We start from the raw sequence: 19,178 nt of genomic DNA on the forward strand, positions 1-19,178 counted from the left end.
GCGCTGAGGATCGAGGCGAACACCAGCGGGATCACGATCATTTGCAGTAGCTGCACATAACCGTTGCCCACCAGATCGAACCAGCCGATCGAGGTTTTCAGCACCGGGTTGCCGGCACCGTAGGCAGTGTGCAACGCCACACCGAACGCCACGCCCAGCACCAGCGCGAGCAGGACTTTTTTCGCCAGGCTCCATGTGGTGTGGCGGGTTTGCGCCAGGCCCAGGAGCAGGGCGAGGAACACCAGCAGATTGAGGATCAGCGGCAGATTCATGAAAACTCCGAGTGAGACTTGTGCCAGCTACCGTCCGGGGCAGCTGCGAACCGGCAAGCCTAACAGCTTGAAAACTAATGAATTAATATCAAAAACGCATGGTTTCCGTCGTTTTTGGAATAAGCGGATGTCGCTGTCAGAAATGCAACTGGCGCGAAAGGGACGCGGGCGGTCGCTGACAGACGAGGACTGTCACACTTATTTGTTAGCGTCGATGTCTTTCATTCAGGGTCTTTTTATAAGGGAAGCATGCCAATGAAGTTCGCACCGAAATTGCTGGCAGCAGCACTTTGCCTGGGCCTCGCCGGCCAGGTGCTTGCAACGGATCTGAAGCACTGGCCCGCCGATCAGGCCAAGGCGCTGGACGCCATGATCGCCGCCAACGCCAACAAGGGTAACTACGCGGTGTTCGACATGGACAACACCAGTTACCGCTACGACCTCGAAGAGTCGTTGCTGCCGTTCATGGAGAACAAGGGCCTGATCACCCGCGACAAGCTCGATCCCTCCCTGAAACTGATGCCGTTCAAGGACACCGCCGACCACAAGGAAAGCCTGTTCAGCTACTACTACCGCCTCTGCGAAGTCGACGACATGGTCTGCTATCCATGGGTCGCCCAAGTGTTCTCCGGCTTCACGCTCAAGGAACTCAAGGGCTATGTCGACGAGATGATGGCGTCCGGCAAACCAGTGCCGGCCACGTATTACGAAGGCGACGTGGTCAAGAAACTCGACGTCAACCCGCCGAAAATCTTCACCGGCCAGCAAGAGCTGTACAACAAATTGATGGAGAACGGCATCGAGGTCTACGTGATGACCGCTGCCTCCGAAGAACTGGTGCGCATGGTCGCGGCCGATCCCAAGTACGGCTACAACGTCAAACCGCAGAACGTGATCGGCGTGTCGCTGCTGCTCAAGGACCCGAAGACTGGCGAACTGACCACCGCGCGCAAGCAGGTCACCGCCGGCAAATATGACGAGAAGGCCAACCTCGGCCTGGAACTGACCCCGTACCTGTGGACCCCGGCAACCTGGATGGCCGGCAAGCAGGCGGCAATCCTGACCTACATCGACGAGTGGAAAAAACCGGTGCTGGTTGGCGGTGATACCCCGAGCAGCGACGGTTACATGCTGTTCCACAGCGTTGACGTGGCCAAGGGCGGCATCCACCTGTGGGTCAACCGCAAGGACAAGTACATGACCCAGATCAACGGCATGATGGCCAAGAACGCCGCGGCCCAGGCCAAGGAAGGGTTGACGGTGACTGCGGACAAGAACTGGGTGATCGTGAAGCCTGAAGAAATCCAGTAAGACCAGGCTTTAGATTCTCTGTAGGAGCGAGCTTGCTCGCGATGGTCGTTAAACGATAACGCGGGCTTTCTGATTTAGCGCGGTGTCTTTGCGTTCATCGCGAGCAAGCTCGCTCCTACAAGATTCTACGGTCCAACATAAATCGTAGGCATACCCACAATCCCTGTGGGAGCGAGCTTGCTCGCGATGAGGCCAATCGGTGCAATGAAAGCCTCCGCTTGAACGACATCTCCTGACAGTCGCAACCTACGCATTCTTGCGTAAGGGACTACGACTACGCCAGAATCCGCCGGCTTGTGCGCCTGGGGGGCGGCTTCTATCGTTTCCGCGTCACTGAACATCAGTGATCGGGTTTGGTAGCCCGTGTTCACCTCGGCGCATTGCGCCACCCTTTGCAGGGTTCGTTTCTGTCTCTGCTCATATGGTGGCCATGCGCAGGGCATCTTCGGACGCGCCGGGTTCCTGGTGACCGGTCTACCAACCTGCGTGTGGCCGCCACCCATCGTTTGGTAGCGAGGGTGATGGCTCCTTTTTTCTCACCCGGAGTTCCATCAATGCTCAAAATTACCCCCGATCCCCCAAATACCGACAACCTCTCCGCCCACATCAACACCACCCCGCGCAAACCCAACCGAACATTCTTGATCGCGCCCGGCCTCGATACCGAAACCCTGTTGGCCCACGCCTGCGAATCCCTCGCCTCGGCCAATGTGATGGCCAGCGATTTCGCCGGCCTGCTGGAAGGCTCGCAACGCAGCACGATGCTGGGGATTGCGCAGGTGATCATGTTGGGCGAGCTGGCGGTGAATCAGGCGTTGGATAACCTCGACCCGCAGGAATAGCGCGGACAAAAAATGCCCCGCACTTGGCGGGGCATTTTCATGTTCGACGGTTATCGCGAGTACACAGTTGTCCATATCCAGTCTCATTTCAGAATTGACTTACATCAATCAAGGAAACGTCTGATTTATCCTCCACTTCGCCTCTTCTAGCGTGCGTCCTTTCGATCTGACAAGGACATATTTCGCATGAGGCGCTACTACATCACCGTCGGGGCCAAAACCACCGTCAAGGGAACCGTCGTCAGCGGTTGGCATCGCGGCAGCATCAATGGCCAGGCACTGGCCCGCGAAGGCGATGAGGTCAAGTGCCCGGAATGCGACAGCACCGGGACAATCATCTGCGTCGGCCCACGCCTGTCGGAGGATTGGGAAGGACGCAAGCCCGCGCTGGATGGCGACCTGTGCAAGTGCAAGTGCGATCCATCGCCCAAGTTGATCGCCAATCAGACCATGAGGAGCCAAACGATCGAAGGCGGCAGCATTGCGTCGTCTGCCCGAGCCGCGGCTCAATCCGCCGCACCGGTCGAAGCTCGTAAGCCGACAGCCGAACCGAGCCCCTCCAGCGTCCGTCCTGCAACGAGCTACGGCGAGCAGTCGGGACAGGTCTGCCAGAACCTTTGGCGCAGCTATCAGCAAAGAGCCGAAGCCATCGTGGCACCGGGCGGTATCCTGATCGCCGACCCCAAGGCGCGTAATCGGGCGATCAATGCGGCGTACGCCCGATTGTGGCTGGAGGATCAGCGCTTCCAATGGGCGGGCCTCGCGGCGTTCGCCTCCAAGCAGGTGGGGTGTGGGTTGTTACATGCGGCTGAATCAGTCGAGAGGATTCAGAATGAATACGAGGCGGGAAAGCGCATGGTCGACAGCGCCCAGCGTCGCTGGAAATTCTTTGGGATTGAATTGTTCGGCAAGACAGACAAACAGTCGCAACGCGACTACGAGCTAACCCGAAGCAATAATCCGATACCGGGCATTGACCTGCGTAACGACAGCGAATCATTGTCGTACGTGCAGAAGCAACTCCAGTACGTGCACGACATGCTGGCGCTGGGCAATACCACGCTGTTTCTGGATGTGTTTCCGCTACATGCTTTTTACAAGGAGCGTGGGTTGTGGGCGCTAAAGACATGCCTCGCTTCACGAAAAAACATATTTGGGCATCTACAACAACCAGTGTTATGGCCGATCGAGCAGGAAAAACTGGAGTTTGGCACTTACCATGAGGAAATACTGCAAGCCTTCGCTGCCATTGAGGCTGGCAACATTGCCGAAAGCGTTGTGCATCTGGCTTGGCACGAACAACAGAACATTCTGCAATCAGCAATGTACAGCGACGCGCAGCTGGTATCTCTGCTACGTGACAATCAATTTGCCTATGTCACGAACTTCCCCACCGGCGCCGCTGCAGCCGTCGAACTGACCCTGGCCAGCCAGTGCCGTCCCAGCGAAGACGGACGTACAGTTGGCTTCAGCAGCGATTACTTTGCCAACCTGGCCGATATCGATCAGCGCATGCCCTTTGTGCTCAAGGCCGCGACGCAATTTGATGATCTGCTACGACGCTCTGATCGCCACCTGATCGAACAGGCGATTCTCGACATTGCCGCAGGCCGGGGCGTGCGATGAGTCTGCTGCGACGCATGGATTGGCGACGCAGGATCTTGTCACTCGCAGTCGCGGCGCTGCTGATAGTGGCAGCAGTCCGAGCGCTTTCGGGCGAGCCGGAGATTGCACTGGTGATTGGCGAGCCTTGGGAAATCATGCGTCAGCGCTCCAGCGCGGTCATTGATCCAGCCATTGCTGGGCATTTTTGGGGGAGATTGCCCAAGTCGGATGCTCGTCTTCGTTTCCTGGATTCTCAGTTCGGATTCGTGACCCCATTAGCTCGCTTTTTCACGGTTAGTTTCGATCGTGATGGGTTAGTCAGAAGTCTCCGCATGTCCCCACAAATCGAGCCGCTGTTACTCGACGATACCCTCAAGGTCGTGCTGGATTTGCAGGCGCAATGGCGCCACGGTGGCTGGATACCCATTCGGGTCAACGACGACCCACCGTTTGCTGACACTCCCGAATGGCGGGCTCGGTTGCGAGACGTGAACAAAGGCGGCACGTCTACTTGGCAAGCGGGTAATCAGTATCAAGCGATGCTGGTGGTCAATCGTTTTAGAGACGACAAGCGTCCCAAAGAGGAGCGTTATCTCATCAAGCTACAAGTAGCTAGGCCGTGGGTAAATCCTTGACTCGCGCTTCCGAGAGTTTATGCAGCTCGAGAGCTTTTTAATGGAATAGATATACATGGTTGTATGCATTCTTCGGTCGGCTATGTATATAGCTGGAGGCGTCCTGCCTGCCTTAGGACTGGCGTTTCTCAGCCTGGTTTTTATGGGGTCCGGTGAGGTTTTTTACGTGTTGCTCAGCACGCTCGCATGGCTGGGAACCTGCGGACTTGTTTTGGCGGCGTTAAACAGACCCGCTACTACCGAGTTGCGACGTAGGCTGGCTATAACAGCAATGTTAATGATGGGATTACTGGCGATGTCTCCTCCGTTGCTGATTTTGTTTACATACCCCGACCACGACATATGGATTAGCTGGGCAATCTTGGGGCCAACACTGTTGGCACTTCACTACATTTGGCAAGTTGCGCGGATCTCATGCTCCGGAAAATGACGAGGTCACAAGAAGGATATGATCGGCTGGTAATTGATCCAAAATAAATGCCCCGCACTTGGCGGGGCATTTTTTGTTCGACGCTTAAGCCTTACAGCCCGTCAAGCATCGCCTTGTTACGCACAGCACCCTTGTCGGCACTGGTGGCCAGCAGGGCGTAGGCTTTCAGCGCGGTGGTCACTTTACGTGGACGCACTTCCACCGGTTTCCAGCCCTTCTTGTCCTGCTCGACCCGGCGTGCAGCCAACTCGGAGTCGCTGACCAACAGGTTGATCGAGCGGTTCGGAATGTCGATCAGCACCTTGTCGCCGTTCTGCACCAGGCCGATCGCGCCGCCAGCAGCCGCTTCAGGCGAAGCATGGCCGATGGACAGGCCCGAGGTGCCGCCGGAGAAACGGCCGTCGGTGAGCAGGGCGCAGGCTTTGCCCAGGCCTTTGGATTTCAGGTACGAAGTCGGGTAGAGCATTTCCTGCATGCCCGGGCCGCCTTTCGGGCCTTCGTAGCGAATGATGACGATGTCGCCTTCTTTCACTTCGTCAGCGAGGATGCCGCGCACGGCGCTGTCCTGGCTTTCGAAGATCTTGGCGTTGCCTTCGAACACATGGATCGATTCGTCGACGCCAGCGGTTTTCACCACGCAGCCGTCCAGGGCGATGTTGCCGTAGAGCACGGCCAGGCCGCCTTCTTGCGAGTACGCGTGCTCGACACTGCGGATGCAGCCGTTTTCACGGTCGTCGTCCAAGGTTTCCCAACGGGTCGACTGGCTGAACGCGGTTTGCGTCGGGATGCCCGCCGGACCGGCCTTGAAGAAGTGGTGCACGGCTTCGTCGGTGGTCTGGGTGATGTCCCACTTGGCGATGGCTTCTTCCATGCTGCGGCTGTGCACGGTCGGCAGCTGGGTGTGCAGCAAGCCACCACGGGCCAGCGAACCGAGGATGCTGAAGATGCCGCCGGCGCGGTGCACGTCTTCCATGTGGTACTTCTGAATGTTCGGCGCGACCTTGCACAGTTGCGGCACGTGACGGGACAGGCGGTCGATGTCGCGCAGATCGAAATCGATCTCGGCTTCCTGGGCAGCGGCCAGCAAGTGCAGGATGGTGTTGGTGGAACCGCCCATGGCGATGTCCAGGGTCATGGCGTTTTCGAACGCCTGGAAGTTGGCGATGTTGCGCGGCAACACCGACTCGTCGTTCTCGCCGTAGTAACGCTTGCACAGCTCGACGATGGTGCGGCCGGCCTGCAGGAACAGCTGTTCGCGGTCACTGTGGGTGGCCAGGGTCGAACCGTTGCCCGGCAATGCCAGGCCCAGTGCTTCGACCAGGCAGTTCATCGAGTTGGCGGTGAACATGCCAGAGCACGAACCGCAGGTCGGGCAGGCGCTGCGCTCGTACTCGGCGACTTTCTCGTCAGAAGCGCTGGAGTCGGCGGCGATCACCATGGCGTCGACCAGGTCGAGGCCGTGGGAAGCGAGTTTGGTCTTGCCGGCTTCCATCGGGCCGCCGGAGACGAAGATCACCGGGATGTTCAGGCGCAGGGACGCCATCAGCATGCCTGGGGTGATCTTGTCGCAGTTGGAGATGCACACGATGGCGTCGGCGCAATGGGCGTTGACCATGTACTCGACGGAGTCGGCGATGATCTCGCGGCTCGGCAGCGAATAGAGCATGCCGTCGTGGCCCATGGCGATGCCGTCATCGACAGCGATGGTGTTGAATTCCTTTGCCACGCCGCCAGCGCGTTCGATCTCGCGGGCGACCAGTTGCCCCAGGTCTTTGAGGTGCACGTGGCCCGGTACGAACTGGGTGAACGAGTTGGCAATGGCGATGATCGGCTTCTTGAAGTCGTCATCTTTCATCCCCGTGGCGCGCCACAGTGCACGGGCGCCGGCCATGTTGCGGCCATGGGTGGATGTTTTCGAGCGGTAATCAGGCATGAAGCACTCCGGGCGGCTAATCAGGTATCAAAAGGGAAGTGAGCTTCTATTGACGTCTGGAACACTCAGAAATGGCCGCGTGTCCGGAAGTTGCCGATAACTTTGCGGGATCGCCGCGCGCTTCAGCTTGAGCTCATAAACCCGCCGGGGATGACTGGCGATGAATGTTCGCGATTCTACACGGCTGGCGGCTGGAGGGAATGGCCGCAAGCATTCACGAGACGTGTGGAAAGACGCAATCCTGTAGGAGCGAGCCTGCTCGCGATGAACCTGAGAACGCCGCGGGGTGTCAGGATGCCAGCGTTATCGTTGGCGACCATCGCGAGCGAGCTCGCTCCTACAGTGGGCTGTGTTTCAGAGCCAGATGGCGTCCCATAGCGGATATTTGCCGATATGGTCGACTAGCCTTGCTCGCAATGGGTTGGCAACGATGTATCGGGCCATCGCTTTCAGATCGTCCTCGCGACGCAACGCCCGGTCAAAATAACCTTTTTGCCATAGCGTCTCGTGACAGCCTCTCGCTTTGTTGATAGCGCGGGCGCTTCGAGATTTGGTGGCTTGCATCAATTTCGGCAAATCACCGCTATGCAACTCGACGAGCCAGTGAAAGTGATCTGGCATGATCACCCAGGCAATAGAGGAGGCTTGGCCGTCCTCAGTTGCCTTCCTGAATTCGCTTACCACCAGGCGTCCAATACGCCAGTCCTCGAAGATTGGTTGTCGCTGGTGGGTGACCGCTGTGAGCAAATAAGTCCGACCGGTTTCCGAGTAGCGGCCGGTGCGTAAGTGATGGGCATGGGATGTGTTGGACATTCCTTGGTCCTCTTCTGCGATTGGAAGAGAAACGGTAGGTGAGGAGGGGAAGCTTGTCGGTCCGACAGTAGTTCCAGATGTGTCTTATGTCTGTAGGAGCGAGCTTGCTCGCGATGAACCAGAGGGCAACTCGTTCATCCAGAATGAGCGCGTTATCGTTCACGACCATCGCGAGCAAGCTCGCTCCTACAAGTCAGCGTCCGATCCTGGTGTTCGTCAGCAAACCCCAAAGACTGAACACGATGTAGCTGACAGCAATGGTCATCAGCAAATTGTCCCCGGTTTGTGCGAGGGCGGCGCTGCTGAGAGCCGCAGTGATGAACATGATGCTGTTGCCTGAGGATGCGGCCGTCCCGGCGCTGTTTGAGTACAGCAACATGGCTGCGGAAATGGCGGCAGGCCGTACCAGGGTTACCGCCAGAGCACTGATCACCATCGGTATGAGCAGGGTAATGGTTGTCATCGCCTCAGAACGGATGATCAACGCCAACAACAGGCCGGCGGCACCCAGTAATCCGAGGCCGATGTTGATTTGCACAGAGAGGGAGATATGTTTCTGCACGGTGGTAGCAACGACTCCACCCAGGAAATAGGCGATCCCATACACCATAAGTACCCACGCGTACTGGTACTCGGACAGTTTCAACTCATCCATGAAAATCAGCGGTGTCACGCTGATCAACGCGAAATAACAAGCGAACACTAACGCGGCTATCCACCAATAGCGGATGAAGTCTTGATTTTCAGCGATGGATTTCAGCGTGCGGATGACTGAAACGGGTGTTTTTTCTGGGAGGGCTGCCTTGGAAGGCAGTATCAGTTGGGCATGGATCAGCATGCCGAGCGCCATGAGCGCAAAACCATAAAAACTACCCTGCCAATCGAAAGTGGTTTGTAGCCAAGAGCCTAACAGCGGTGCCAGTGCAACAAAGGAACCGCTCAGCGTCATGTAATAAATGCGCACCCGGGCCCTATCCTGTTCATCGAACAAATCCTCCACCAGTGCATGACCCAACACAAAAAAACCACACCCGATGGCTTGGACTGCACGAAACGCCAGGAAGCTTGGGAAGTCCGTCGCCAGCGCGCAACCTATCGAGCCGAGGGTAGAAACAACGATGCAACCAAGAAGAACTTCCTTGCGCCCCCACTTATCTGAAAGCGGGCCGGTTATTAATTGAGAAAACGCAAAAACCAGCGTGAACAGGCTGATAGAAAGGGCGATGTCAGCGGTTGAACTGTCGAACTTCGCGGCCAGGGCAGGAAAAGAAGGCAGGAGGATGTTCAGTGGGAAAAAACTGATTAGCGAGATATTGGTAATCAGGATAAAGCGGGAGACTCGTTGGCGTTTCAGTTCGCCACTTAGAGCTGGGTAAGAGGACTCAGACATTGTTTTTGTTTTCCGGAGTGATCAAGCGTTCATGCTTGAAACCAGAAACCGATACTAGTCTGGGACGCAGGCAATTCAATCAAAAGCGCTGTAGGAGGCTTCCTGTTTTGAAGCAGGGAACCTCTGTAGGAGCAGCCGGTCGACGCTCGATTGCTCCGGGCGGCGTTCCGACGATGAGCCTGAGAGCGCCGTGGGGCGTCAGGCTGCCAGCGTTATCGTTGACGACCATCGCGAGCAATCGAGCGTCGACCGGCTGCTCCTACAGTGGGTTGCGGTTTTAGCTGTTAGGCAGCAACCGGCAGGTGATGCTCTTGATGTAGCGGGTTTCAGCGATAGCCGGATGCACCGGATGATCCGGACCCTGACCGCCACGTTCCAGGATCTGGATATTGCGGTCCAGGTGGCGGGCGCTGGTCAGCAGGATGTTCTGCAGGTCGTCTTCCGGCAGGTGCATCGAGCATGATGCGCTGACCAGGATGCCGTCCTTGGTGAGCAGGCGCATGGCTTGCTCGTTCAGACGACGGTAGGCGCCTTCGCCGTTCTTCATGTCTTTCTTGCGTTTGATGAACGCCGGCGGGTCGGCCACGATCACGTCGAAGCGTTCTTCGCTGGCTTTCAGCTCTTTCAGGGCTTCGAACACGTCGCCTTCGATGCAGGTCATTTTCTCGGCGAAGCCGTTCAGTGCGGCGTTGCGCTCGACACCATCAAGGGCGAAGGCCGACGCATCAACGCAGAACACTTCGCTGGCGCCGAACGCGGCAGCCTGCACGCCCCAGCCGCCGATGTAGCTGTACAGGTCGAGCACGCGTTTGCCTTTGGCGTAGGGTGCCAGGCGTGCGCGGTTCATGCGGTGGTCGTAGAACCAGCCGGTTTTCTGGCCCTGGATGACCGGTGCTTCGAATTTCACGCCGTTCTCTTCGAGGGCAACCCACTCCGGCACCAGGCCGAACACGGTTTCGACGTAGCGGGTGAGGCCTTCGGCGTCACGGGCAGCGGAGTCGTTCTTGAGCAGGATGCCGCTTGGCTTGAGCACTTGGGTCAGCGCCGCGATCACATCGTCTTTATGGGCTTCCATGGTGGCCGAAGCGATCTGTACTACGAGGATGTCGCCGAAACGGTCGACCACCAGGCCCGGCAGCAGGTCGGAGTCGCCGTAGACCAGGCGATAGAACGGCTTGTCGAACAGGCGATCGCGCAGGGACAGGGCCACGTTCAGGCGGTGTACCAGCAGCGATTTATCCAGCGGCAACTTGATGTCGCGCGACAGCACACGGGCACAGATCAGGTTGTTCGGGCTCATGGCAACGATGCCCAGCGGCTTGCCGCCAGCGGCTTCGAGGATTGCCTGGTCGCCGGCCTTGAAACCGTGCAAAGGCGTAGCGGCTACATCGATTTCGTTGCTGTAGACCCACAAGTGACCGTTGCGCAGACGACGGTCGGCGTTGGCTTTGAGGCGCAGGCTAGGCAGGGACATGTCGTCGCTCCGGAAAAAAGAGCGGGAGTATAGCGTGTTGAGACCCCGGATTGGCCTGCAAGTGGACATGTGGCGAGGGTTGTCTTGCGATTTGGTATGTCGGATCCAACTTCATAAAGGTTAGAATCACCGCCTGACCCTGAGTGTGCACAAATGTCCCAAGAGCTGACTTCCGAACAGATCCAACAAGCCCTGCAGGGCATCAGCGTACCGGCCCAGCCGCAAATCATGGTGGATTTGCAGATGGAGCAGTACATGCCCGACCCGGATCTGGAAGTCATCGCCAAGCTGATTTCCCAGGACCCGGGTCTTTCCGGTTCCCTGCTGAAGATCGTCAATTCGCCGTATTACGGCCTGAGCAACAAGATTGCCTCGATCCAGCGCGCGGTAAATCTGCTGGGCAGCCGCTCGGTCATCAACCTGATCAACGCGCAGTCGATCAAGGGCGAGATGAATGACGACACCATTGTCACCCTGAACCGTTTCTGGGACACCGCCCAGGACGTGGCCATGACCTGCCTGACCCTGGCCAAGCGCATCGGCGTTGAAAATGGCGACGAAGCATATGCCCTGGGCTTGTTCCACGACTGCGGCGTCCCGTTGATGCTCCAGCGTTTCCCCGACTACATGGGCGTTCTTGAGCAGGCCTATGCCAGCGCCAGTGCCGAATGTCGGGTGGTGGATACGGAGAACCAGGTGTTCAATACTAACCACTCCGTGGTCGGGTATTACACGGCCAAGTCCTGGCGTCTGCCGGAGCACGTGAGCGCGGCGATCGCCAATCACCACAATGCCCTGGCGATCTTCAGCGATGAGTCGTCGCGCAACAGTTCACTGAAGAACCTGCTGGCGATACTGAAAATGGCCGAGCATATTTGTGCTTCTTATCGGGTACTGGGCAGCCAGACCGAAGATCACGAGTGGAACAGCATCGCGGCGCTGGTGCTCGATTATGTCGGCCTCTCGGACTACGATTTCGAGACCCTCAAGCAGACGATCCGCGACCTCGGCACTCATCGCTGAGTGTCGGAATTTTCTTCTTTCAAGAGCGCACCATGCCTGAACTGCCAGAAGTCGAAACCACCCGTCGCGGCATCGCGCCGTACCTGGAAGGCCAGCGCGTCAGCCGGGTGATCGTGCGTGATCGGCGCCTGCGCTGGCCGATTCCCGAGGACCTCGATGTGCGCCTGTCCGGCCAGCGCATCGTATTGGTGGAGCGGCGCGCCAAGTACCTGCTGATCAATGCCGAAGTCGGCACCTTGATCAGCCACTTGGGCATGTCAGGCAATTTGCGGCTGGTGGAAGCCGGGTTGCCGGCGGCCAAGCATGAGCATGTGGACATCGAGCTGGAGTCGGGCCTGGCCCTGCGTTACACCGACCCGCGGCGCTTCGGCGCAATGCTCTGGAGTCTCGATCCGCTCAATCATGAATTGCTGATCCGCCTGGGGCCTGAGCCGCTGACCGACCTGTTCGATGGTGAGCGCCTGTTCCAGCAGTCCCGTGGCCGCTCGATAGCGGTCAAGCCGTTCATCATGGACAACGCGGTGGTGGTGGGCGTTGGCAATATCTACGCGACCGAAGCGTTGTTCGCCGCCGGGATCGACCCGCGCCGCGAAGCCAGGAGCATTTCCCGTGCGCGTTACTTGAAGCTGGCCATCGAGATCAAGCGCATCCTGGCGGCCGCCATCGAGCGCGGCGGTACCACGCTGCGGGACTTCATCGGTGGTGATGGACAGCCCGGTTATTTCCAGCAGGAACTGTTCGTGTACGGCCGTGGCGGTGAGCACTGCAAGGTTTGTGGCACGGGGCTGCGGGAAGTGAAGCTCGGGCAGCGCGCCAGCGTTTTTTGCCCGCGTTGTCAGAGCTGATACGCGCGACAATCCGTTAGAGATTCGGCGTGGCTGATGGCCTCATCGCGAGCAAGCTCGCTCCCACAGGGGTTTGTGAACGACACAGATCCAGTGTGGGAGCGAGCTTGCTCGCGATGAGGCTCGAAAGAGCACTACATCATTCAAGCCTTCCCGGTAATTTTCCGGTACTTCTCCATCAACTGTTCTTCAGTCTCCGGATGAGCTTCGTCCAGTGGAATGCAATCCACCGGGCAGACCTGCTGGCACTGCGGTTCGTCGTAGTGGCCGACGCACTGGGTGCACAGGTTCGGGTCGATCACGTAGATCTCTTCGCCTTGGGAAATGGCGGCGTTCGGGCACTCGGGTTCGCAAACGTCGCAGTTGATGCAATCGTCGGTGATGATCAGGGACATGCTAACTCCAGCCAGGGCGACAGGCCCGGGCGCAATAAACCAATGCGCACAATTGTGCCGCATTGGCGCCTGCGTTGCACGCAGGCGCGACGTACTGTAGGAGCCAGCCTGCTGGCGATGAACCCGAGAACGCCGGGGGGTGTCAGGTTTCCCGCGTTATCGTTGACGTCCATCGCGAGCAGGCTCGCTCCCACAGTTGCCAGATTTACTTCTTGAAGCGCTCGGTCAGGGCGTCCGCCACCACAGGGTGGACGAACTTGGTGATATCGCCGCCCAGGGCTGCGATTTCACGGACCAGCGTCGAGGAAATGAACGAGTAACGCTCGGACGGGGTCAGGAACAGGCTTTCCACATCCGGCGCCAGCTGGCGGTTCATGTTGGCCAGCTGGAATTCGTATTCGAAGTCCGACACCGCGCGCAATCCACGCAGGAACACGTTGGCGTTCTTCTCTTTGGCGAAGTGCGCCAGCAGCGTCGAGAAACCGACGACTTCAACGTTCGGCAGATGTTTAGTGACCTCGCGCGCCAGTTCTACCCGTTGTTCCAGAGGAAACAGCGGGTTTTTCTTCGGGCTCGCGGCGACGGCGATGATCACGTGATCGAACAGGCGCGAGGCGCGTTCGACCAGATCGCCATGGCCCTTGGTAATAGGGTCGAAGGTACCTGGGTACAACACTCGGTTCATCGCGTCGTCCTGGCGGGAATCCGTTGGGGAGTCGGATGGTATCGCAGCCTTCCCGGTCGGCCAAGTCGCCTGTTGGGTAAGAAAGCACTATAGACGATAGAAATTATCGTCATTTTCATGGGTTTTTTAAACGTTCGGCCAGGGATGTCGCCAGTTGCGCTGTCAGTCCGTAGACCGACAACTGCGGATTGGCGCCAATGCTGGTGGGGAACAGCGAGCCGTCGTGAATCGACAGATTGCCCAGTTGATGATGCCGGCCGAGGCTGTCGGTCACCGCGATTGTCGGGTCTTCACCCATGGCGCAACCGCCCATCACATGGGCGCTGCCCAGCCGTGTGCGATACAACTCCAGGCTCAGGTCGTCGATCAGCGTGCGCGCTTCGGCGAGGGTCTTCACGTAGCGGGCGTCGGCGTGCATCGGCATCACGGCCTTGGCGCCACCGGCAAACTGGATCTCGGCCATGGTATGGAACGCCCGGCGCAATCCATCCCAGGCGTAAGGCGAGAGCTGATAATCCAGCACCGGTGTGTCATCGCTGCGCAATTCGACGCTGCCACCGGGGCTGTCCGGGTGAAAACCGTCCCGCAGTAACGCCAGCATGGCGTGGGTATGCGGCAGATTGGCCATGTGCTGCGAGTTTTCCTGGCCGAAACCACCGAGCAACGTCGTGGCCAGCGCCGGGTGCAGGGGTGGGACTTCCAGTTTGAAGGACATCTTGCCGGTGGTGCCGTCCTGCCATTGGAAATGGTCGGAGTAAATCGACTGCGGCGCGCCGTAGAACGGGTTGACCACTTCGTCGAACAGCGCGGCGGACATGTTCACCGGGTGCAGGAAGGTGCGTTTCCCCAGGCGTTTGTGCGGGTCGGGTGCCCCGGAGCGCATCAGCAAGGCCGGGCTGTTGATGCCGCCACCGGACAGCACGAAATGCCGCGCCTTGACCGTGACGGTGCGCCCGGTCGGTGCGACGCAGCGTTCATCCATCGTCGAACATTGCAGGCCGGTGACCTTGTCACCGCTGATCATGAGTTTTTCGGCGCGGGCCAGGTAAAGCAGCTCGCCACCTTTTTCCAGGGTTGCTGGAATGGTGGTGACCATCATCGATTGCTTGGCGTTGGTCGGGCAGCCCATGCCGCAGTAGCCGAGGTTCCAGCAGCCGCGAACGTTGCGCGGGATGACGTGCCATGAGTAATTCAGTGCTTCGCAGCCCTTGCGGATCACATCGTTGTTGGCGTTGGGGGGCACCATCCACGGCGCGACACCCAGGCGTTGCTCCATTTTCTCGAACCACGGCGCCATTTCCGCCGGGCTATGACCCTTGACGTTGTGCTCTTTGGCCCAGTGTTCCAGGGTCGGTTCCGGAGTGCGGAAACTGGAGGTCCAGTTGATCAGCGTGGTGCCGCCCACCGCCCGGCCCTGGAGGATGGTGATCGCGCCGTCTTTGCTCATGCGGCCGATGCCTTCCTGATAAAGGCTGCTGTAGGCCTGGTCTTCGAGCAGCTTGAAGTCGCTGCTGGTCTTGAGTGGGCCTTCTTCGATCAGCAGCACTTTGTAGCCGGCCGCGCTGAGAATTTCGGCGGTGGTGCCGCCACCGGCTCCGCTGCCGATGATCGCCACGTCCACTTCGAGTGTCAGGTCCTGGGTCAGTTGCGAGCCGTTGTAGGTTTTCCAGCCTCGGGCCATGCCTTCGCGGAACGGATCAGGTACGGGCATCTTCGGGTTCTCTTTTTATTATCGGGGTACACGGTCAAGTGTGGGAGCGAGCCTGCTCGCGATAGGGGCGACTCGATTTCAGACTGTTGGCGGCCCGGGATACCCGCAATGCGCCCACGATTCCTTGCGGCCGTACCAGGCCATCATCACCAGTTGCAGCAGGGAACTGTGGCCCATGCGCAGCAGGCTCAACGAGCTGTTTTCCCAGCGGTTCAGAAACTGCCGGGTATCATCGGCGCTGGCGTTTTCCCAGCTGCCCCAGATCCCGGTCAGCGGTCCGCGGGTCACGGCCATGCCCAGTACATCGAACAGTTGCCTGGTCAGCTTGAGCATTTCCGGTGACAAGTGAGCGAGGTTGTAATCAAGGCTTTTCAGTGTGCCCTCGACAGCCTCGGGCATCCGTTCGGCGGTCACGGCACCTTCGAGCATGACCGGTATCAACGCCCGCAAAAACAGCAGGTCGCCGCTGCGTAACGTGACGAAACCATTGGCCGGGACACTCGACGAGCAACCGCTGAGGCTGGCTCCGAGCCCGGCGGTGGCGAGGAATGCTGTGGCGCCGAGGCTGAATTTGAGCAGCCCGCGCCGTGACAGCGCGGGTGTATCGGACAGGCTGGGGTTCATTATTGTTATTACCCGACGGTGACGATCGTTAGCGGATGAACAGCTTCTGGATCAGCTTCTGGATGGTTTTGCCGTACGGTGGGTAAATCAGTTTCGCAGCGTTGAACCGCTGTTTGATCAACACGCCCTTGGCTTTGCTGAAGGTCAGGAACCCTTCATGGCCGTGGTAGTGGCCCATGCCCGAGGCACCGATGCCGCCGAACGGCATGTCGTCCTGGGCGACGTGCAGCAGGGTGTCGTTCAGGCACACGCCACCGGAATGTGTTTCGTGCAGAACGCGCTGTTGTTCGCGCTTGTCGTAGCCGAAGTAATACAGCGCCAGTGGGCGTGGGCGCTGGTTGATGTAGGCAAATGCCTGGTCCAGATCCTTGTACGGCACGATCGGCAGCAGCGGCCCGAAGATCTCGTCCTGCATCACCGTCATCTCGTCAGTGACATTGAGCAGCAGGCTATGGCTCATGCGTCGGCCCTGGCCCTGGTCGAACAGCGGCATCAGCAACGCACCCTTGCTGGTGGCATCGCTGACGTAGCCGTTTAGGCGCGCCAGTTGTCGCTCATTGATGATCGCGGTGTAGTCCGGGTTGTCGGCCAGCGTCGGATAAAACCCGCGGACGGCAGCGCGATAGGCTTCGACGAAACCTCCGACGCGATCTTCCGGCACCAGTACGTAGTCAGGGGCCACACAGGTCTGGCCGGCGTTCAAGGTTTTGCCGAAGGCGATACGCTCGGCGGCGTCCTTGAGCGGCACGTCGCGGGAAACAATGGCCGGGGACTTGCCGCCCAGTTCCAGGGTTACCGGGGTCAGGTTTTCCGCGGCGGCGCGCATGACGTGTTTGCCGATGCTGGTGGCGCCGGTGAACAGCAGGTGATTGAACGGCAGGCGTGAAAACGCCACGCCCATATCAGCCTCACCCAGGACCACGCAAACCAGGTCTTCGGGGAAGATTCGCGCCAGCAGTTGCTTCATCAGCAGGCCGGTCGCGGGGGTCGACTCACTGAGCTTGAGCATCACCCGATTGCCCGCCGACAGCGCGCCGACCAGCGGGCCGATGGCCAGGTACAGCGGGTAGTTCCACGGCACGATGACCCCGACCACGCCCAGCGGTTGGTAAACGACTTTGGCCGAAGCCGGCTGGAAGGCGGCACCGACCTTGCGCCGCGACGCTTTCATCCAGCCTTTGAGGTGTTTGCTGGCGTAATGGATGCCGTGCAGGCTGGGCATCAGTTCGGCGAGCAGGGTTTCATCGGCGCTGCGATGGCTGAAGTCCTGGCTGATCGCATCGATCAGGGCCTGGCGTTCCTTGTTCAACAAATCCTTCAGCGCCTTGAGCCATTGTTGGCGCTGCGCGGCGGGTGGCATCGGGTTGGCGGCGTAGGCGGCACGCTGGGCGTCGAACAGGGCCTGAAGCTCTTCCAGCGGCTGCTGTAGTTTCTGCAGGTAGGAAATTTCAGCAGTCATGGTCGGCTCCGGATTTATTGTAATGAGGCATTTTTTAGAGTCTATGCTCTAAAAAGTCAAATGACATCCTGAAACAGCTTTGTTTTATCCGCTCGCGGATAGATCTAAGATGCCCGTCAACGCACTCTGAATTAAAGCTCAAGCCATGGCCCCACGGATCAAAACCAGCGAGCGCATCGTGCAGAACAGCCTGGAGCTGTTCAATCAACAGGGCGAGCGCAGCATCAGTACCAACCACATTGCTGCCCACATGGAAATTTCCCCGGGCAACCTGTACTACCACTTCCCTAACAAGCAGGCGATCATCGCTGTGCTGTTCAGCGAGTACGAAAGCCTCGTGGACAGCTTCCTGCGCCCGCCCCAGGGCCGTGCTGCCACGGTGGAAGACAAACGCTTCTACCTCAAGGAGCTGCTGGCGGCGATGTGGCGTTACCGGTTTCTGCATCGCGATCTCGAACATTTGCTCGACAGCGATCCGGACCTGGCCGACCGCTATCGACGCTTCTCCCAGCGCTGCCTGATCCAGGGTTCGGCGATCTACGAAGGTTTTGTCGCCGCCGGCATCCTGAAGATGGACAAGGTGCAGATCGAATCCCTGACCCTCAATGCCTGGATCATCCTCACGTCCTGGGTGCGCTTCCTGTGCACCACGCGGGAGAATTCCAGCCACCTCAGCGAGCAGGCCATTAAACGCGGGGTGTATCAGGTGCTGGTGCTGGAGGCCGGGTTCGTCACGGATGAGGCCCGCGATGCGGTCAACGCCTTGTTCGAAGAGTTTTACGTGCCCCTGGCCCAGGCGCTTGAGGAAGTGTCGTAGGATCGAAGTCCGATAAAAATCACAGGAGCCTGTTATGCCCATTGCGCAACTGATCACCCCGCAAGCACTGGACCTGAAAAAGGATCAGCCGGGGCTGGTGATTCTGGATTGTCGTTTTGCCCTCGAAGACCCGGATTACGGTCAGCGCAGCTATGCCGAAGGGCACATTGCCGGTTCGAGCTATGCCGACCTTGAGCGTGATCTGAGTGGCGCCGTGGTCAAGGGTGTGACCGGACGTCATCCGTTACCCGAACCGGCGCAACTGATCGAGCGCCTGCAAGCCTGGGGTATCAACGCCGACAGCGAAGTGGTTCTGTATGACGACGGTCCGGGTGCCTATGCGGCGCGGGCCTGGTGGTTGCTGGCATGGCTGGGCAAGCGCGATGGCGTATTCATCCTCGATGGCGGGCTCAAGGCCTGGCATGCGGCGGGGTTGCCGTTGAGCCTGGATACGCCGGCGATCACCCGTGGTTCCTTCACCGGCAGTCCTGACACGGCGTTGCTGATCAGTGCCGAGCAGTTGCAAAAGCGCCTCGCCCGGCCGGAACTGACCCTGCTCGATGCCCGCGCACTGCCGCGTTTCAAGGGTGAAGTGGAGCCGATCGATCCGGTGGCCGGGCACATTCCCGGCGCCCAGTGTGCGGCGTTTACCGACAACCTGGGCAGTGACGGGCGCTTCCTGCCGGCCGATCAGCTCAGGCAGCGTTTCGCTGCGAAACTGGGTGATCGTTCGCCGACCGATTTGGTGGCGTACTGCGGTTCCGGCGTGACGGCGTGCCACAACCTGTTTGCGTTGTGCCTGGCCGGTTATCCGTTGGGTTCGTTGTATGCCGGGTCGTGGAGCGAATGGATCAACGAGCCTGCGCGGGGCATTGCCACCGGCGAATGAGCACCACGAAACCCTGTGGGAGCGA

General features: G+C 59.1%; 18 protein-coding genes. 8 read left to right on the forward strand and 10 right to left on the reverse strand.

Features of this window, described 5'->3' with window-relative positions; genetic code table 11:
- A partial coding sequence (locus AC1DVH_RS09410) for a cation:dicarboxylate symporter family transporter (protein ID WP_477753558.1) occupies positions 1–272 on the reverse strand: 272 nt, incomplete at its 3' end.
- 255 nt (positions 273–527) lie between these two features.
- Here AC1DVH_RS09410 and AC1DVH_RS09415 point away from each other — a divergent pair.
- The 4 genes from AC1DVH_RS09415 to AC1DVH_RS09430 all read left to right on the forward strand — a co-directional run bounded on the left by AC1DVH_RS09415 (position 528) and on the right by AC1DVH_RS09430 (position 4,665).
- Positions 528–1,583 (forward strand): HAD family hydrolase, encoded by a 1,056-nt coding sequence (locus AC1DVH_RS09415; protein WP_477753559.1) that lies wholly within the window; start codon positions 528–530, stop codon positions 1,581–1,583.
- Between the two features lie 554 nt (positions 1,584–2,137).
- Positions 2,138–2,425 carry a DUF6124 family protein gene (locus AC1DVH_RS09420; protein WP_477753560.1) on the forward strand — a complete coding sequence of 96 codons (288 nt, stop codon included), beginning with the start codon at positions 2,138–2,140 and terminating at the stop codon, positions 2,423–2,425.
- A 186-nt stretch (positions 2,426–2,611) separates the two neighbouring features.
- The gene (locus AC1DVH_RS09425; RefSeq protein ID WP_477753561.1) at positions 2,612–4,051 is read left to right on the forward strand and encodes a PAAR domain-containing protein; all 1,440 of its coding nucleotides are present in this window, start codon (positions 2,612–2,614) and stop codon (positions 4,049–4,051) included.
- A complete protein-coding gene (locus AC1DVH_RS09430) occupies positions 4,048–4,665 on the forward strand; it encodes a hypothetical protein (protein ID WP_477753562.1) in 618 nt (205 codons plus the stop codon). The genes AC1DVH_RS09425 and AC1DVH_RS09430 overlap by 4 nt, the downstream gene beginning before the upstream one ends.
- A 521-nt stretch (positions 4,666–5,186) precedes the next feature.
- Here AC1DVH_RS09430 and ilvD read toward each other — a convergent pair.
- The 4 genes from ilvD to AC1DVH_RS09450 form a co-directional block, all read right to left on the reverse strand.
- Complete coding sequence (gene ilvD / locus AC1DVH_RS09435; RefSeq protein ID WP_477753563.1) at positions 5,187–7,028, reverse strand: dihydroxy-acid dehydratase; 1,842 nt, start codon at positions 7,026–7,028, stop codon at positions 5,187–5,189.
- Between the two features lie 354 nt (positions 7,029–7,382).
- Positions 7,383–7,841: an REP-associated tyrosine transposase gene (locus AC1DVH_RS09440; protein ID WP_477753564.1), complete on the reverse strand. Its 459-nt coding sequence runs from the start codon at positions 7,839–7,841 to the stop codon at positions 7,383–7,385.
- A 193-nt stretch (positions 7,842–8,034) separates the two neighbouring features.
- On the reverse strand, positions 8,035–9,231 hold the full coding sequence (locus AC1DVH_RS09445) for an MFS transporter (protein WP_477753565.1): 1,197 nt from the start codon (positions 9,229–9,231) through the stop codon (positions 8,035–8,037).
- A gap of 277 nt (positions 9,232–9,508) precedes the next feature.
- The gene (locus AC1DVH_RS09450) at positions 9,509–10,705 is read right to left on the reverse strand and encodes a class I SAM-dependent rRNA methyltransferase (protein WP_477753566.1); all 1,197 of its coding nucleotides are present in this window, start codon (positions 10,703–10,705) and stop codon (positions 9,509–9,511) included.
- Between the two features lie 153 nt (positions 10,706–10,858).
- Between AC1DVH_RS09450 and AC1DVH_RS09455 the strand changes: the two genes are divergently transcribed.
- Positions 10,859–11,728 carry an HDOD domain-containing protein gene (locus tag AC1DVH_RS09455; RefSeq protein WP_477753567.1) on the forward strand — a complete coding sequence of 290 codons (870 nt, stop codon included), beginning with the start codon at positions 10,859–10,861 and terminating at the stop codon, positions 11,726–11,728.
- 32 nt (positions 11,729–11,760) lie between these two features.
- The gene (gene mutM, locus AC1DVH_RS09460; protein WP_477753568.1) at positions 11,761–12,573 is read left to right on the forward strand and encodes a bifunctional DNA-formamidopyrimidine glycosylase/DNA-(apurinic or apyrimidinic site) lyase; all 813 of its coding nucleotides are present in this window, start codon (positions 11,761–11,763) and stop codon (positions 12,571–12,573) included.
- Between the two features lie 143 nt (positions 12,574–12,716).
- Here mutM and AC1DVH_RS09465 read toward each other — a convergent pair whose 3' ends face one another.
- From AC1DVH_RS09465 to AC1DVH_RS09485, 5 genes are all read right to left on the reverse strand, one after another.
- On the reverse strand, positions 12,717–12,968 hold the full coding sequence (locus AC1DVH_RS09465) for a YfhL family 4Fe-4S dicluster ferredoxin (RefSeq protein WP_003195146.1): 252 nt from the start codon (positions 12,966–12,968) through the stop codon (positions 12,717–12,719).
- Between the two features lie 205 nt (positions 12,969–13,173).
- The gene (gene coaD, locus AC1DVH_RS09470) at positions 13,174–13,653 is read right to left on the reverse strand and encodes a pantetheine-phosphate adenylyltransferase (protein ID WP_046039203.1); all 480 of its coding nucleotides are present in this window, start codon (positions 13,651–13,653) and stop codon (positions 13,174–13,176) included.
- A gap of 115 nt (positions 13,654–13,768) precedes the next feature.
- Complete coding sequence (locus AC1DVH_RS09475; protein WP_477753569.1) at positions 13,769–15,364, reverse strand: GMC family oxidoreductase; 1,596 nt, start codon at positions 15,362–15,364, stop codon at positions 13,769–13,771.
- Between the two features lie 78 nt (positions 15,365–15,442).
- On the reverse strand, positions 15,443–15,988 hold the full coding sequence (locus AC1DVH_RS09480) for a twin-arginine translocation pathway signal protein (RefSeq protein WP_477753570.1): 546 nt from the start codon (positions 15,986–15,988) through the stop codon (positions 15,443–15,445).
- A gap of 28 nt (positions 15,989–16,016) precedes the next feature.
- Positions 16,017–17,447 carry a coniferyl aldehyde dehydrogenase gene (locus tag AC1DVH_RS09485; protein ID WP_477753571.1) on the reverse strand — a complete coding sequence of 477 codons (1,431 nt, stop codon included), beginning with the start codon at positions 17,445–17,447 and terminating at the stop codon, positions 16,017–16,019.
- Positions 17,448–17,592: 145 nt separating this feature from the next.
- Here AC1DVH_RS09485 and AC1DVH_RS09490 point away from each other — a divergent pair, with 145 nt between their 5' ends.
- Positions 17,593–18,264, forward strand: coding sequence for a TetR/AcrR family transcriptional regulator (locus tag AC1DVH_RS09490; RefSeq protein ID WP_223546881.1), 672 nt, complete (start codon positions 17,593–17,595; stop codon positions 18,262–18,264).
- Between the two features lie 34 nt (positions 18,265–18,298).
- The gene (locus AC1DVH_RS09495) at positions 18,299–19,153 is read left to right on the forward strand and encodes a sulfurtransferase (RefSeq protein WP_477753572.1); all 855 of its coding nucleotides are present in this window, start codon (positions 18,299–18,301) and stop codon (positions 19,151–19,153) included.
- Positions 19,154–19,178: the final 25 nt, after the last annotated feature.

It is taken from the genome of Pseudomonas sp. P4_C3 (assembly GCF_056402075.1).

What these genes read in the sequence shown, in the direction of transcription:
- AC1DVH_RS09415 (WP_477753559.1), top strand. Translation starts at nt 528, where the DNA reads ATGAAGTTCGCACCGAAATTGCTGGCAGCAGCACTTTGCCTGGGCCTC.
- AC1DVH_RS09420 (WP_477753560.1), top strand. Translation starts at nt 2,138, where the DNA reads ATGCTCAAAATTACCCCCGATCCCCCAAATACCGACAACCTCTCCGCC.
- AC1DVH_RS09425 (WP_477753561.1), top strand. Translation starts at nt 2,612, where the DNA reads ATGAGGCGCTACTACATCACCGTCGGGGCCAAAACCACCGTCAAGGGA.
- AC1DVH_RS09430 (WP_477753562.1), top strand. Translation starts at nt 4,048, where the DNA reads ATGAGTCTGCTGCGACGCATGGATTGGCGACGCAGGATCTTGTCACTC.
- ilvD (WP_477753563.1), bottom strand. Translation starts at nt 7,028, where the DNA reads ATGCCTGATTACCGCTCGAAAACATCCACCCATGGCCGCAACATGGCC.
- AC1DVH_RS09440 (WP_477753564.1), bottom strand. Translation starts at nt 7,841, where the DNA reads ATGTCCAACACATCCCATGCCCATCACTTACGCACCGGCCGCTACTCG.
- AC1DVH_RS09445 (WP_477753565.1), bottom strand. Translation starts at nt 9,231, where the DNA reads ATGTCTGAGTCCTCTTACCCAGCTCTAAGTGGCGAACTGAAACGCCAA.
- AC1DVH_RS09450 (WP_477753566.1), bottom strand. Translation starts at nt 10,705, where the DNA reads ATGTCCCTGCCTAGCCTGCGCCTCAAAGCCAACGCCGACCGTCGTCTG.
- AC1DVH_RS09455 (WP_477753567.1), top strand. Translation starts at nt 10,859, where the DNA reads ATGTCCCAAGAGCTGACTTCCGAACAGATCCAACAAGCCCTGCAGGGC.
- mutM (WP_477753568.1), top strand. Translation starts at nt 11,761, where the DNA reads ATGCCTGAACTGCCAGAAGTCGAAACCACCCGTCGCGGCATCGCGCCG.
- AC1DVH_RS09465 (WP_003195146.1), bottom strand. Translation starts at nt 12,968, where the DNA reads ATGTCCCTGATCATCACCGACGATTGCATCAACTGCGACGTTTGCGAA.
- coaD (WP_046039203.1), bottom strand. Translation starts at nt 13,653, where the DNA reads ATGAACCGAGTGTTGTACCCAGGTACCTTCGACCCTATTACCAAGGGC.
- AC1DVH_RS09475 (WP_477753569.1), bottom strand. Translation starts at nt 15,364, where the DNA reads ATGCCCGTACCTGATCCGTTCCGCGAAGGCATGGCCCGAGGCTGGAAA.
- AC1DVH_RS09480 (WP_477753570.1), bottom strand. Translation starts at nt 15,988, where the DNA reads ATGAACCCCAGCCTGTCCGATACACCCGCGCTGTCACGGCGCGGGCTG.
- AC1DVH_RS09485 (WP_477753571.1), bottom strand. Translation starts at nt 17,447, where the DNA reads ATGACTGCTGAAATTTCCTACCTGCAGAAACTACAGCAGCCGCTGGAA.
- AC1DVH_RS09490 (WP_223546881.1), top strand. Translation starts at nt 17,593, where the DNA reads ATGGCCCCACGGATCAAAACCAGCGAGCGCATCGTGCAGAACAGCCTG.
- AC1DVH_RS09495 (WP_477753572.1), top strand. Translation starts at nt 18,299, where the DNA reads ATGCCCATTGCGCAACTGATCACCCCGCAAGCACTGGACCTGAAAAAG.